This is a genomic window from Flavobacterium sp. SORGH_AS_0622 (assembly GCF_030818825.1).
Taxonomy (GTDB): Bacteria; Bacteroidota; Bacteroidia; order Flavobacteriales; family Flavobacteriaceae; genus Flavobacterium.
In genome coordinates, this window is sequence record NZ_JAUTAX010000001.1 from 4464766 (window position 1) to 4479661 (window position 14896).

Genomic DNA, 14896 nt, shown 5'->3' on the forward strand with positions numbered 1-14896 from the left:
TTAAATTGGCCAATAATCTGATGGATAACGCACATCATCCTCGCTTACATTTGCTAATGGCAACGTAGAAAATGAAATTAATTTTGAATTTTCTTCTAATGATTCAATTGCGTTTGCATAACCCGCAGGAATATGAACAATTTTACTATCAGATTCAGAAACTAATATAGTTTCAATAATTAGATTTTTTGAAGGATTTTCCCAATTATCGATTTTTACAAAATGAATTTTAAAAGATCCTGAAAGACAATAAAAATTTTTAGTATCTAATTTATGCCCTTGCCATGCACGGATTGGATTTTCTTTAGAGTTATTTATGATATAAAATCTTTCGATATCAGAAAAATTAAAGTCATTTACAAAAGAAATACTTCCTCTGCGATCTTCAAATTTTGATCCCTGAATTACTTTTGGTTTCATGCTTATAATCTTAAATTGCTTTTATTTAACAAATAAAATTTAGATGAATAAATAATAATCAAAGGAAAAATTACAAGTAAAAAAATAACCGTATCATTTATTTTTTGGTAAAGACTTATAACTAAAAATGAAATTAGAATCTGTACAATACCATAAAACAAGGCTACCAATCTGTGCTGTATTTTATATTCATTACTCAAAATTTGATAAAAATGCAAACGATGTGCTTCAAATATATTTTGCTTTAAATATAAGCGATGGATTATTGTACATATAGCATCTACTCCATAAACAGCTAAAAACAATAGCCAAACAAGTGATTTTGTTACAAGAATTGCTTGTAAAGTTAGATATATTACCCAAAAAGCAATTGCAATACTCCCAACATCACCTGCAAAACATTTTGCTTTTTTCCTGTAATTAAAAAATAAAAAAATCAAGCTGGCAATCATTGCATATTTAATGAAATTTCCATCTGCAAAAAGTTGAATTCTTGTATTTACATACAACAAGGATCCCATTACAACTAAGGTATAAACTCCTGTAATACCATTAATCCCATCCATGAAATTATATGCATTTATTAAGCCTATAGCCAAAATATAAGTAATTACAGTTCCCCATGTTGGAATTAAATTGAACAAATCCAAATCATAAAAAATCAAAGTAATGGAAATAAAATGAATCGAAATTCGGATTTTATTTGATAAACTTTGAATATCATCCCAAAAGCTAACCAGACTGACTAAAGTTATTCCAGTAAAGAAAAAATAATTACTTTGGATATGTTGTACAAAGTAAATCAATGCTGAAAACCAGAAAATTATTCCACCACCACGTAATGTAATCTCTGTATGGGAGCTTCGTTGATTTGGCTTATCAATTATATTAAAACCATCAGCTACTTTAAAATAAAGTAGCATTATGATCATTAAAATAATTCCTAAAATTGTGTATTCCATTATTCCCAGTTAGTATCTTTTATTTCATCATAAACTTTTTGAATACCTTCTTCTAAACTTGTTTTAGCTTTCCAGCCAAAACCATTCAGTTTCGAAACATCCATTAATTTACGAGGAGTACCATCTGGTTTGGTTGTATCAGTTAGAATTTCACCTTCAAAACCAACTATTTTTTTAACTAAAATAGCTAAATCTAAAATCGATATATCTTCACCTACACCAATGTTTACTAATCCTTCTTCATTATAATTTTCCATTAAATAGAAACAAGCTTCTGCAAGGTCATCAGCGTGCAAAAATTCTCTTTTCGGACTTCCTGTTCCCCAAATAGTAACAGAAGTATCATTATTACGCTTTGCAATAATAAATTTTCTTAGCATTGCTGGAAGAACGTGAGAATTTTTTAAATCGTAGTTATCATTAGGACCATATAAATTAGTTGGCATAACCGAAATGAAGTTACAACCAAATTGGTTTCTATATGCATCACACATTTTAATTCCTGCAATTTTGGCAATCGCATAAGGTTCGTTTGTAGGTTCTAATTCACCTGTTAGCATGTATTCTTCCTTTAGTGGCTGAGGAGCCATCTTTGGATAAATACATGAAGATCCTAAAAACATTAATTTCTTTACATTATTTAAATATGATTGATGAATTACATTATTTTGTATCATCAGATTTTCATAAATAAAATCTCCTCTATATGTATTATTTGCAATAATTCCTCCAACTTTCGCTGCCGCTAAAAAAACGTAATCCGGTTTTTCTTCCGCAAAAAAATCAGCTACAGCTTGTTGATTACGTAAATCTAACTCAGAAGAAGTTTTAAGAACAAAATTTGTATATCCCTTAGCTTTTAATTGACGTAAAATAGCTGAGCCTACCATTCCACGATGTCCAGCTATATATATTTTATCTTTTAAATTCATAATTTTAATTTCTTATTCAAGAATAAATTATTCTATTTTTTAAATTAATATCTAATAGCTGATCTTACCTCATTTAACATTTTTTCTCTCTTTACATAGTCAATATCACATGCCATCATTTCTCTCACTAATCCAGCCAAATCATATTTAGGCACCCATCCTAATTTTGTTTTTGATTTTGTTGGATCTCCAATAAGCAAGTCTACTTCTGTTGGACGGAAATATTGTGGATCTACAGCAATAACTTGTTTACCAATTTCGATTTGGTAATCAGGATTACTACAAGATGCAACATATCCTTTTTCATCCACACCTTCTCCTCTAAATTCAATATCGATTCCTACCTCTGCAAATGACATTTTAACAAAATCACGTACATAGGTAGTTTCGCCCATTGCTATAACATAATCTTCTGCAACATCTTGCTGTAAAATACGCCACATAGCCTCAACATAATCTTTTGCATGTCCCCAGTCACGTTGTGCCTCCAGATTTCCTAAGTACAAACATTCTTGTTCTCCCAGAGCAATAGCTGCTGTAGCCATAGTTATTTTACGAGTAACGAAAGTTTCCCCTCTACGTGGAGATTCATGGTTAAATAGGATTCCGTTACAAGCAAACATATTATAAGCTTCACGATAATTTTTTGTAATCCAAAAACCATAAATTTTTGCTACACCATAAGGCGAACGCGGATAAAAAGGTGAGTTCTCATCATAAAATCCTTTTTCATTTTTATTTTCTGCTAAACCACCATACAATTCAGATGTAGATGCTTGATAAATACGCGTTTTCTTTTCTAATCCTAGAATACGTACAGCTTCTAAAATTCTTAATGTTCCAACTCCATCTACATTTGCAACATATTCAGGAGAATCAAAAGAAACCTTAACATGACTCATTGCACCTAAATTATAGATTTCGTCAGGTTGCACTTCTTGAATAATTCTTATAACATTTGTAGAATCTGTTAAATCTCCATAATGTAATTTAAAATTTACATGTGCTTCGTGCTGATCTTGGTAAATATGATCAATACGTTGTGTATTAAAAGAAGATGCTCTTCTTTTCACCCCATGAACTTCATATCCTTTTTCCAATAATAATTCGGCTAAGTACGAACCATCTTGTCCTGTGATTCCAGTTATAAGTGCAATTTTCATATTTTATAATTTATTTATTTTCTATTATTTTTTAAACGACATAAAGGTTTTTTTCAAACCTTCTTCTGCTGATATTGACATTGATTTACCCATTGCTGAGATAATCTTATCATTACTTACAACATAGTTTTCAGTTAATTTTTGCAAACGTTCACTATTTAAAGGAAGATTTAAAACATCGCCTAATTTTGCAATTGAAGTTATCACATTTTTGGACAATTTTAAAATTCTACTCTTCTTCTCTAAACTTTCTCCTAAAAGAAGTATCAATTGGTTTGTAGACATTGGTTGATTATCTGCAACTTGATAAATACCTGAAGGAATAGATTCATTTTCTATTAATTCTTTTGCAACAAAACATAGATTTTCAATACTCAAGAAAGATCTTTGATTTTGAAAAGCTCCTAATGGCCACGGAATTCCTTTTGCTACTAACTTGTACAATAAATTAAGATTTCCTTTATTTCCTGGACCATGAATCATACAAGGTCTAAGTATATAACTTCTTTTTCCTTCAGGTAATTCTTTGCTTAAAATGTATTGTTCTGCTTGATTTTTAGCTATTCCATAATGCGTTTTTGGATTAGGAACATTCTCTTCAGTTAATATCCCTTCTACTTTATCTGCTACTGCTTTAACAGTACTCATAAAGATAAACACAGATGCCTTTGAAGTTAAAAAAGCATCGAATAATTGTTTTGTTAATTCAAAATTTGCTTCATAATATTCTTCAGGAATAGAAACCTTTTTTAAATCATGAGCTTTTCCTGCCAGATGAATTACTACATCACCATTTAATTCAATTTTTTGGCCTTTACTATAACGTATACTTAAATTTATTAAATCATGAGAAGATTCAAGATATTTTTTAAGGTTTGACCCTACAAATCCAGATGCTCCTGTAATAACAATTTCCATTCTTATCTAAAATTTAATTTGTAGAATAAAGCTGTTTTTCAATTATTGGCCACAATACTCTGTTATCAAAATTTTCAACAACAAAATCTCTTCCTTTTTTTTGTATTGAACTTAAATCGTTCAACTCCATCAAATAAATTAACTTTTGATAAATACTATTTGAATTATTATCAACAAAGAATCCTGTCTCTCCATCTATGATAGAATCTACACAACCTGTTACTTTGGTTGTTAGAACTGGTTTACACATTGAGGAAGCTTCAAGTACGCTCATTCCAAAACCTTCACGATATGAAGGTAAAACATAAACACTCATTAAATGATAATAACACTCAATGTTTTCATAAATAAAACCACTAACAATTATATCATCATCATTTTTTATTCGATTAACAATTTCTAATGGTAATGGATCTCTTTCTTCAAAACCGCCAACCAATAAAAGCTTACATTTTCTATCTTTATTTAACGATTTAAGTTTAATAAAAGCTTCAACAAGTTCTACTATACCTTTATCTTTTACTATACGCCCACAAAAACCGATAACAAAATCTTCTTTATTGATATTCAAGTTTACCCTAAGATTATTTACAAAATCAACATCAACATTTGTAGGGCTAAATTTATTTAGAGAATCTATTCCTCCGCATGTTCCCTTACCTATTACTATCTGTTTCTCAGAATTATTCAACTTATCTAAAATACTTTTCTTTGCTAAAGAAGGGCTCACACATACAATTTTAGTTGAACACATTGAGGTAAACCGTTCAGCAAATATTAAAATGGATCTCTTGATACCTTTACTTGTTTCATAAAGTAACCCATGTCTAAAATATATACGCTTTTTCACTCTCATAATAGAGCCAGCAATCATGGCCAACAGTGCTCCTTTTGGAGTATGCCCTACAACAGTTTCGATATTATTTTTTTTTATGTATAAACATATATTGTATAATGACTTAATGTCTTCGATAATAGAAAATGATCTTAAAATATTAATTTCAGCGTATTTAAACTTTTTGTCTTCAGAGTATTGTTTCAAATTTTCAGAGGGACTACAGATTACATGGACATCATAACCTTGTTTTTCTAAATATAAAAACTGGTCTCCAAAAAAATATGGCAAAACAAAATAAACATTTACCACATGTAAAATTGATTGATTATTCATATATTAATTATTGTTTTTGTTTGAAATTTATCCCTAAAAAAAGTAGACTAAGTATTTTGCTTTTTTTTAAATAAAAATCAAAAGTCAAAGAACAAGCAATTACTAATAGAGTTACGATAAGCATAACAAAATAAAAGAGAATTATATTTTGAAAAAAAATCAGAACAAAACCAATCCAATTAATAAATATAAAATTCATAGCATATATAGGAAGCGTGTTTTTTCCTATCATTAATACTATTTTATTGAAATTTTTAAAAATTGAAAATAATCCAAAAACCACAATGACCCCAATCACTCCGATAATTGATTTATATAAATAAGTAATTAAAACTGGATTTAAAGGAATATTTGGAATATTAATTTTTTCTGTTCTATGCCAAAAATATGCCATAATTAATAATAATGGAAGAAGCAGCCACCATTTAAAAATTACTCTTTTGAAAATAATAATATGTTTATTAGAAATATACCCTAATATGAAAAAAGGGAAAAGAAAAGCAAAAGTCTTGACACAAAAAATATTATCTATACCAGAGAAAAATACCACAAAAAAATAAATTATAAAAAATAAGCCTAATAATAAAATATGGTATTTTTTGGATACTAAAAAGCAAATATATAAAACAGATTGCATCCAAAAAAGAACCCATAAAAACCATAGACCATTATCTGGATATAATAAATATTGAATTAATTTATCTTTAAAATCAAATGTATTATTAAAGGAGCTTATAAAAATTAAAACTAAAATCCACGAAAAATAAGGTATAAGTAGTCCAATAAATTTATTAATTAAATATTTATCTTTTAAGCCATCCTTTCTGTAAGAAACAAATCCACTTATAAAAATAAAAAGTGGCATATGAAATGAATATATCAATTTAAAAAGATAATTGTCATCTACATCCCCAACACACTTCTGCAACATGTGTCCAAAAACAACTAAAAAAATCGCAAATGCTTTGATTGCATCTAAGGATTGTATTCTATCTTTCATATACTATAATAAACTAAAATAATTTTCATAAAAAATGTTATTTAGCAATTGATTTTAATAATTTTTCTTTTGCATCTCTAGATTGATTGTCATCCAAAATGCTAAATCTGTTCTTTAAAACTACATCTACTTTTCCTAGCAGATCCAAGATGCAATAGACTATTATTTTTAAGAAGAATAATATAGAAAAGTAAATACTTGAATATAGCGAAATTGAATATTTTTTTCTCTTCTGAAGTAATCTTATTATACCAAAATTAGATTTTAAATATTTTTTTAAAACAGGAATACCAAATACTCTGTAAAACAACAATGGTTCTTCTAAATTTATAAATTTACTCTTGGGAAAGGTTCTAATCCATAGTTCCAAGTCTTCCATTCTTTCCCAAGCCCCATCATATTTATTATTTTTAAACCAATTAAGCTTTCCTATAATTGAAGGATGTGCAAAACAACCATTTTTAAAAATATCGTTTATACTTTCAGGATTAAGATTTGCTTTTCTAAAACCTAAAATAGAATTATCAGAATCAATAGCATAATAAGATGATCCAACTACATCTGCATCGGGATTATTTTGCAAATAATTGACTTGTTTTTCTAATCTCTCAAAATGCATTATATCATCAGCATCCATTCTAGCATAATAATCTCCATCTGCCAATTCAACTATTTGATTCAATCTATACACTAAACCTTTATTCATCCCATCAGAAACAACAGAAATTCTTTCATTGGCAAACGATTTTGCAATATGTAGGGAATTGTCTTTACTACCATCATCTAATAATATAAGATTCCAATTTTTGTATGTTTGATTTATAACAGATAATACTGCATCTTGCAAATATTTCTCTGCATTATAAAATGGTATGCCTATTGTAACTTTCATTTATTACAGATTCTTAATTATAATTTACTCCCAAAAAAATTTATATGGAAGCCACTTTGTTTGTGAATAGAGCGAGCTCATTCCGTTATAGTCAAATAACAGATCATCGATTGAATTATCACTATTATATAAAAATGAAAGTGATCTATATGTGTAAACAAGTATTAAAAAAGTAAAGAGGATTCTTGATTTTTTATCAATACTATTACGCAGAAGGACTAAATAGATTATAAATCCTAGAACAAAAGAGACTCTTGATATAATATCATTTAAATAACCAAACCATCTAAAAAAAAAGTATAAAATTATACAATATAAAATATTATTTTCCATAACCTTAATTGAATTCCATTTTATAAGAAAATAGAAAACTATTAATTCTAAAAAAATTGTCATCTCAATTCGAAAACTTCCGCTCATAAAAAAATCCAAAAAATAGGCGCCAAGTTTTGATTGAATATAATTAAACGTTAAAATCGAAAATAAAATAACTCCAGCAATATATTTGACAATATGTTCTTTTTTAATGTATAGCAATATTGCAAAAATTGATGAAAAATGGAAAGATATTGCCAAACCAAAATATAAAAATTTATTCTTTTTACCTTGAGAAAGATAGGACAATCCTAGAAACATCATTGCAATTCCGAAACGTAATAAATTGAGATTAAACATTACAAAATATGAAGATACGTATAGAAGAAAAAATAAATCTCTTTCTTTAATTTTCTTTAAAACCCGATAGAACAAAAAACCATATAAGCATGCCAAAGAAAAAAGAAAAAATTGATCGTCATCAAAAATAATCTTTATACAATGTGAAAACAGAACAAAACCTGGCTCAAAAGTAAAAGCCAGTCCTTGGCTTGTAATTTCACTTTTGTTCCATAAAGAATTGAAAAAAGTTTTATATGCAAAAGTGTCTGTTCCAACATTTCCTCTTAACCCTGCAAATAAAACAGTAATAATTAAGGGAAACAATAATGAAGACAAACTATTTTTATTCCATAGATATCTACTAATAATTACATAAACCAATACACTAAGAAAAAAACTTAAATAAAAAATCATAAGTTATTTTTTCAAAGATTCTGCATAAAAACACTCATATTGCATCGCAATTTTCTCCCATGTATATTTTTCAATAAAAATACTAAATCCATCATTAGCATATTCCTCTAGCATTTTTTTATCAGAAATAAACTTCATTAAAACATCAGCAGATTCATTAAGCTCAGCAATCTTTAATCCATTATATAACAATAATGTTGGCAACAACTGTCCTGAATGACACCATCCTATAATCTCTTTTACATTTCCAACATTAGTAGCCAGAAAAGGAGTTTTTGACGCCATGCATTCAAATAGAACTAATGGTGAGCATTCTATATTAGAAGGAAATAAAAAAACATCTGCTTCCATATATGCGGCTACAGTATCTTTGCGTGATAAATTTTTTACCAGCAACTGCTTTTTATTGAAAATTTTATCAAACGAAATTTTATTTATAAAACTATTAAATGTGCAAGAAATATAACACGCAGGAAAAAATGATTTACCTGTTACATTAGAAAATAAATTAGCTGTATATTTTAATATAAACTTTAGTAAATAATTTAATTTACTATCATTATGCGTAGAATTCCCAACAATAAGTAACGTAGTCTTTTTTATTCTTGCTTTTTTAAATATTTTGATTGCTTCTTTATGACCCTTAAGCCCTGTATGAGATCCTACATGGAGAATTAAAGAATGCTCTTCTGGAATTCCTAACTTTTTTTTAATATTAATAGACCCATCTTTTACAAATTCTTCAGCTGATGCTCCGTTGGGAATTATTTTAATATTCTGTACTCCAATTGTCCTAGCAAAATTTATATCCTGATAATCATTAGATAGAAAAAAATTCATGTCGTAATTTTTCATCCATGTTTTCATAGACTCAAAATATGAACTATATTTAGGGTTATTAAGTTCTGAAAATCCAGTAGGAACAAAAACTTTCACAGCCTTAATTTTATCTAATATTGGCAGCGCAATGTCTGTAGCCCATTGTTGAGCAGCAAAATTTGTGATTACATCAAAATCGGAATTCAATAAGAAGTTTTTATATCTTTCAATTTCTAGATTGTCAGCATTATAACCTGTTACATCTTTACCTGAAATTTTAAATTCTACAATTTCAACTCCATTTATGTTTAAACTTTTGCGATTAGAATCAAATCTAGTTGCAACTGTTACACTATGTCCAGCTTTAACCAATCGCTCAGAAAGCTGCTTAACCACCTGTTGCATTCCATGACTTGCTGGATCATATGATTCGACTGTATGTAGAATTTTCATTTTATAAATTAGCTTTTACTTTTCTATTTATCATTAATACCATAATTAAATAGATGAAACTTGCAACATTCATACTTATTGTCAATCCAATAATTTGAAGATAATATACTCCAATGACATTTAGAAATAAGGAAACAAAACCTAAAACAATTTTTGGAATTAAGTATATTTTTGGAATTTCATGGATCATACCAAAAATTGTATAAGCCTGTGCAATTTGAAACAATCCTATTGAAAGGCTAAAAAAAGGTAAAAAATACCAAAATGTAGTAAAATCAACTGCTATAAACGAAAGAATCATTTTACCAAAAAACAAAGAAAAAAACACACCAAAAAGAACTAAAAACACGCAACTGTAAATAAAATTATTTATATGCTTGTTTGAAGAATCCTCAGAATCTTTATTACTGATTTTTTCAAAAATTATCGGTTGAAAATATTGTCCAATAACTCCAATAGGAGTAGCAATTAAATAAGATGACAATGTCATCATTAAAGAATAAATTCCTACGGTATTAAGATTTGAAAAATTTGCAATTATCCATCTATCACTACTACTTTCCAACCAACCTGAAAATCCCCAAATTATAAGGGGTATAGAAAAAATGAATATTTTTTTATAAATCAAGTACTCTCTTAAACTTAATATTTTCAAATCCTTCAAAAAGTTATATCCTAAAACAGAATTAAAACAATTAGTTCTTACGATTATACTTACAAAGATAGAAGTTGATAAAGCCACTAAAACGCTTGTAATATTCAATAGATCATAGAATTTAAGTATAATTAGTAAAATAGTAGCAACTAACTTTTCAAGAATGATTAAAAAAGTATTTAATTTTCTTTTTCTAATTAAATTAAATAGTGATGCAAAAAAACTAGAAAATGTAAATAAAACAACAAAAACTCCAGCAAGTATAGTATTTGGACTTTCTATGATTTGCAGAAAATAAAATATTGTTGATATCAATATTATTATAGCTCCAACAAAAACAAAAAAAAGATATATAACATTTAAAAATCTTTTCTTATCATTTCCGTTATTAAAATTAAAGAAATACCTAACAAAACCTTGCTCAGAAGGACCAACCAACATTGCTGATACTAGAGCAGAAATTGTTAGAATTAATGAATATATTCCAAAATCAGATGTTCCAATTTTTGTTACTATCTTTATGATAACTACACTAAATAAAATTGAAATTATCTGGCCTAAAATCAACCATAAAAATTCGCTATTTTTTGAAATATTAGATTTAAATGAAATAAAACTCATCTTTACAATTTCTAAAAAACGAGCCATTTGCTTGGATAAGTTGAAAGCAAATTTAAATCTTCTGTTGTTAAACATATAGAAGGACAAATAGTTATATTGTCCTTCTTCATATTCAAGAAGGCTGCCCACCAACTAAAGGTACTATTAGCAATTATATGATGTTGACAATTTTTAATCGCTAAAAAATCAAAGAAAGCGGCATTATCCCCAGAATAATCAATAATCTTAAACTTTTCACCTATAAAGTTATCTTTTACAAAATTTCTATCATCACTAAATATATAAAATACTGGATCTGTTAATTTTGATTCTATATAGTTAATTGAATTTTGGTAATATTCTAATCCTAAGACATGGTGGATGCTACCTTTTTTCAAATAATCAGTTCGTCTTATATGCATAGCAACAGCATTTCCTGAAATACAGCTTTTAACTTGTTTTTCAAGTTCAAGAAAAGTATTACTAATCTCTAAATTATTTAATACATATGCAACCTCATCTTTGTAATCATCATAAAGTCCCATAATACCATCAAGATAGTAAAATTTAATTTTTTTATTATTTAATTCAGATAAGGGGACGTAGCTAGACACTATACTAAAACCTAAAAGCTCAAAAATCTTATTTAATTTTAAACGTTTTAATGCACTAAAAAAAAATTGATTAGTAAATATTGATTTATAAAACTTTGCCTGTAATTTAAATTTATTTATTTCTAAATCTCTCAAAGTAATATTTAACTTTTTTGAATGATGTGTCAAAAAATCTGTATCAAGGTATAACTCAGCATCATTTTTTTTTGCTAGCAGCAAACCATAAGCATATTGATGAAGCTGATTACCAAGCCCTCCTTGCAATCTAACTATAACTTTTTTATTCATTCTTCGCTAATATATATTTTAATCTTATTTTTAATGATTCAATAATAATTTTTATCTTAACTATAAAAAAAAGATAATTCATTACGTAATCATTTTTAAACTTTTTTCTGAATGAATCGATTGATATTAAGTACTTCTTATTATTCAAAAGTGGATTGGCAGAAGAGCAGACTCCTCCTTCATGCATTCTATATACAGCTGAATTAATATCCAAAAATTTAATTTTTCCAAATTTAGAATTTAGAATATGGAGAAACCAATCGGAAGGAAATAATTTCTCATCTAAAAATTTAAAAATCTCAGTCTTTTTTCTAAACATTACAGTTAATGTAGGAATGAAATTTTTTAAAATAATTTCATTCCTATTAAAAATACTTTTTGATTTAAATTTTTTTGACAAATCTGGATAAACCTTTTTTTTCGTATTTTCATCTAATATTTCATAGTCTGTGAAGCAAATAGAAAAATCTGGATTGGATTCTAAAAAATCTAATTGTTTCTGGATTTTTAATGGATTCGTCCAATAATCATCTCCCTCACACATTGCTATATATTCGCCTGAACAATTTTGAAAAACTGAAGCTTGATTTCTAACAGCTCCAACATTTTTTTTGTGTAAAAGCAATTTGAATTTCCCTGGATATTTTTCCGCATATTTTTGAATAACGATTCTTGAATTATCTGGAGAGCAATCTTCTCCAATAACTATTTCAAAATCAAAATTACTTTTTTGCACTAAAAGTCCTTCTAAACAGCTTTCTAAAAATGGTTCATGATTATAAACCATACAAAAAATACTAAGTTTTGGTTTCAGCGCTTTTTCTAAAACTAAAATCATTCTAATACCATCTTCAGATTTAGAGATTACCTCAAAACCTGAACGCTCATACAAACTAACCGCTTTATAGTTTTCGTTTTTAACTTCTAGATAAATTTTTTCTAGTTGTAATACATTTAGAGCATATCTTATAATTTGTTGAGTAGCCAAAAATGCAATTCCTTTTCCAAAAAAATTTTTATCCCCAATAAAGATGTGATATTCAGCTTCTTTTTCTTGAATATTTGTTAATTGAATATTTCCAACATAAACATCATCTGCTGTAATAGCAAACCTTTTTGAAGATGGATCTTGTAAAACTTTTTTAATCCATTCAAGCTCGATTTCTGGTGTTATTGTTAAATTCGGTCTACTTCCTGTATATTTCCAAATTTCAGAATCGTTTCTCCATTTCCAAGAAATATAAGAATCTTTTTCTTCCAATGGTCTGATTAAAACTTTATACATATTTTAAAATTTCTTTCATCATTTTGACATCATACCTTTGATCAATTGGCAGATAAACTACTTCATTCACTAAACGACATTCCAAACTATCCATAGAAGACCATTCTTTTACATTAGGCCAATATTTCGCACAATAAATTCTATTACTAATTAATCTTTCTCTTAAACTTAAATCTTTATTCCAGAACGGATAAACCATTGGTATTTGACTATCATTCAAATCAAAAATAAATTTATTCGAATCTTGCAATTCATTATTCAAATAATGAAAATTCTCTAATCTTTTTGACTTAATCACATCATAATCAACCGATTCTAACATAAATTTGGTTAATTTTGACATTTTCTTTATTGGCTGATTTATTAACTTATTATCATTTTCAACAAAAGCTAAGTAGCCCTCTTCAGCAGAAACATCTAGTCTTTTAAACAAATGATCCATTCTTGTAAAACTCGTATCTTGTTCCAAATGGCGGTTTAATACTTTTTGTGTATATAAATAAGCCCCATCAGCAACACCTATGAATTTACGAGCCGAATAAAAAGTATCTATATTTGTTAGAGCTTTGGAAAAAAAAGATTGAGAATTATCAATAATTAAATTAATATCATAATTAACCAATTTATCAATATATTTATCTTTTATCCCAAAATAATTAATAAATAAAAAAGCTTCATTTCGCTTTATTACTTTAAAATCAAATATTGGCTCCAAATTTTCATCTATAGAATAAAATTTAAAATCAATATTTAATTTTTTAAGTGGCTCTAAAATAACTTCACAAGAAAAATATGGAATATAAAGTAAGCTATAACTATTTGCTTCTAAAATATATTCTAGACAATTTCTTCCTGTATTCAGGGAAAAACAATTTACACCTTGGTGATATAATCTTTTCTGATTTAATTCCAAGGAAAAGTATCCTCCAATAGCATCTTCCATTATATTAATTCATACTGATCCAACAATTTATTAACCTCATCTATATTATTAAACATCAAAATATCAATTATAGATAGCCAAGGAACATATTCATTGTCAAATTGTTTATAACTTATCGGTTTTGATTTTATAAAATCCAGTTTAATCCCACTTTCTTCAAAGCTTGCTTTCTTATACAGCTCTTGTCCACCTATAGGATTAATATAATGGCTCGATTGATTACGTTTTATTATTTCTTTTAATCGCTTCTCTCGTTCTAATTCTACTGTATCATGATATTCTACAGAAGACAATATAAATTTTGTTTCTAAACCTAAATAGTTAGCGATTTTTTGTACAGAAACACAGCAATAATCTGATATGGAAATAAAATCATTTTTTAAAATATCCTCTATTAAAGGATAAACAGATTCAAAAAATGCAGCCTTTTTATATGATTGTTCAAGAGTTCTCAGAAACTTTAATTTCCATTTTTGAAATAAAATTTTGTTTACTTGCGTATCCTTAATTGTTACAAATGAACTGGCATCCTTAAGCGGCATTGTAAATAATAATTCCTTACCTCCTACTAAAACTTTATTTCGATTAACCCATCCTTGTTTTATAAAATTGACATCATCATAAAAAACAAAAATATCGACAGATTTTACCAACTGAAAATATCCAATATAAGGCAAAAAATAAGGCTGCATAACAGCTATTCTCATAAA

The 14896-nt window shown here is 27.3% G+C and carries 15 protein-coding genes; all 15 read right to left on the reverse strand.

The features are described from left to right. From QE431_RS19070 to QE431_RS19140, 15 genes are read right to left on the reverse strand one after another with little or no spacing between them, the layout of a single operon-like run. A complete protein-coding gene (locus QE431_RS19070) occupies window positions 1-420 on the reverse strand; it encodes a WxcM-like domain-containing protein (RefSeq protein WP_307299242.1) in 420 nt (139 codons plus the stop codon). 2 nt (window positions 421-422) lie between these two features. After that, window positions 423-1382, reverse strand: coding sequence for a glycosyltransferase family 4 protein (locus tag QE431_RS19075; protein WP_307299245.1), 960 nt, complete (start codon window positions 1380-1382; stop codon window positions 423-425). Beyond that, complete coding sequence (locus QE431_RS19080) at window positions 1382-2314, reverse strand: GDP-L-fucose synthase (protein WP_307299248.1); 933 nt, start codon at window positions 2312-2314, stop codon at window positions 1382-1384. The genes QE431_RS19075 and QE431_RS19080 overlap by 1 nt, the downstream gene beginning before the upstream one ends. Before the next feature lie 44 nt (window positions 2315-2358). Beyond that, window positions 2359-3477 carry a GDP-mannose 4,6-dehydratase gene (gene gmd / locus QE431_RS19085; RefSeq protein ID WP_307299251.1) on the reverse strand — a complete coding sequence of 373 codons (1119 nt, stop codon included), beginning with the start codon at window positions 3475-3477 and terminating at the stop codon, window positions 2359-2361. A gap of 24 nt (window positions 3478-3501) precedes the next feature. After that, complete coding sequence (locus tag QE431_RS19090; protein WP_307299253.1) at window positions 3502-4395, reverse strand: NAD-dependent epimerase/dehydratase family protein; 894 nt, start codon at window positions 4393-4395, stop codon at window positions 3502-3504. 13 nt (window positions 4396-4408) lie between these two features. After that, complete coding sequence (locus QE431_RS19095; RefSeq protein WP_307299255.1) at window positions 4409-5566, reverse strand: glycosyltransferase family 4 protein; 1158 nt, start codon at window positions 5564-5566, stop codon at window positions 4409-4411. Between the two features lie 7 nt (window positions 5567-5573). Beyond that, complete coding sequence (locus tag QE431_RS19100) at window positions 5574-6566, reverse strand: acyltransferase family protein (protein ID WP_307299258.1); 993 nt, start codon at window positions 6564-6566, stop codon at window positions 5574-5576. A 37-nt stretch (window positions 6567-6603) separates the two neighbouring features. Next, window positions 6604-7458: a glycosyltransferase family 2 protein gene (locus tag QE431_RS19105; RefSeq protein ID WP_307299261.1), complete on the reverse strand. Its 855-nt coding sequence runs from the start codon at window positions 7456-7458 to the stop codon at window positions 6604-6606. 24 nt (window positions 7459-7482) lie between these two features. Then, entirely contained in the window at window positions 7483-8529 is a 1047-nt protein-coding gene (locus tag QE431_RS19110; protein ID WP_307299263.1) for an EpsG family protein, read from the reverse strand. 3 nt (window positions 8530-8532) lie between these two features. Further along, window positions 8533-9801 (reverse strand): glycosyltransferase family 4 protein, encoded by a 1269-nt coding sequence (locus QE431_RS19115; protein WP_307299265.1) that lies wholly within the window; start codon window positions 9799-9801, stop codon window positions 8533-8535. Between the two features lies 1 nt (window position 9802). Continuing rightward, complete coding sequence (locus tag QE431_RS19120) at window positions 9803-11104, reverse strand: lipopolysaccharide biosynthesis protein (RefSeq protein ID WP_307299267.1); 1302 nt, start codon at window positions 11102-11104, stop codon at window positions 9803-9805. Next, a complete protein-coding gene (locus QE431_RS19125; protein ID WP_307299269.1) occupies window positions 11089-11958 on the reverse strand; it encodes an alpha-1,2-fucosyltransferase in 870 nt (289 codons plus the stop codon). The genes QE431_RS19120 and QE431_RS19125 overlap by 16 nt, the downstream gene beginning before the upstream one ends. Then, window positions 11951-13243 (reverse strand): GNAT family N-acetyltransferase, encoded by a 1293-nt coding sequence (locus QE431_RS19130; RefSeq protein WP_307299270.1) that lies wholly within the window; start codon window positions 13241-13243, stop codon window positions 11951-11953. The genes QE431_RS19125 and QE431_RS19130 overlap by 8 nt, the downstream gene beginning before the upstream one ends. Then, complete coding sequence (locus tag QE431_RS19135) at window positions 13236-14186, reverse strand: hypothetical protein (protein WP_307299273.1); 951 nt, start codon at window positions 14184-14186, stop codon at window positions 13236-13238. The genes QE431_RS19130 and QE431_RS19135 overlap by 8 nt, the downstream gene beginning before the upstream one ends. Continuing rightward, the gene (locus QE431_RS19140; protein WP_307299276.1) at window positions 14186-14893 is read right to left on the reverse strand and encodes a WbqC family protein; all 708 of its coding nucleotides are present in this window, start codon (window positions 14891-14893) and stop codon (window positions 14186-14188) included. The genes QE431_RS19135 and QE431_RS19140 overlap by 1 nt, the downstream gene beginning before the upstream one ends. Window positions 14894-14896 lie beyond the last annotated feature (3 nt).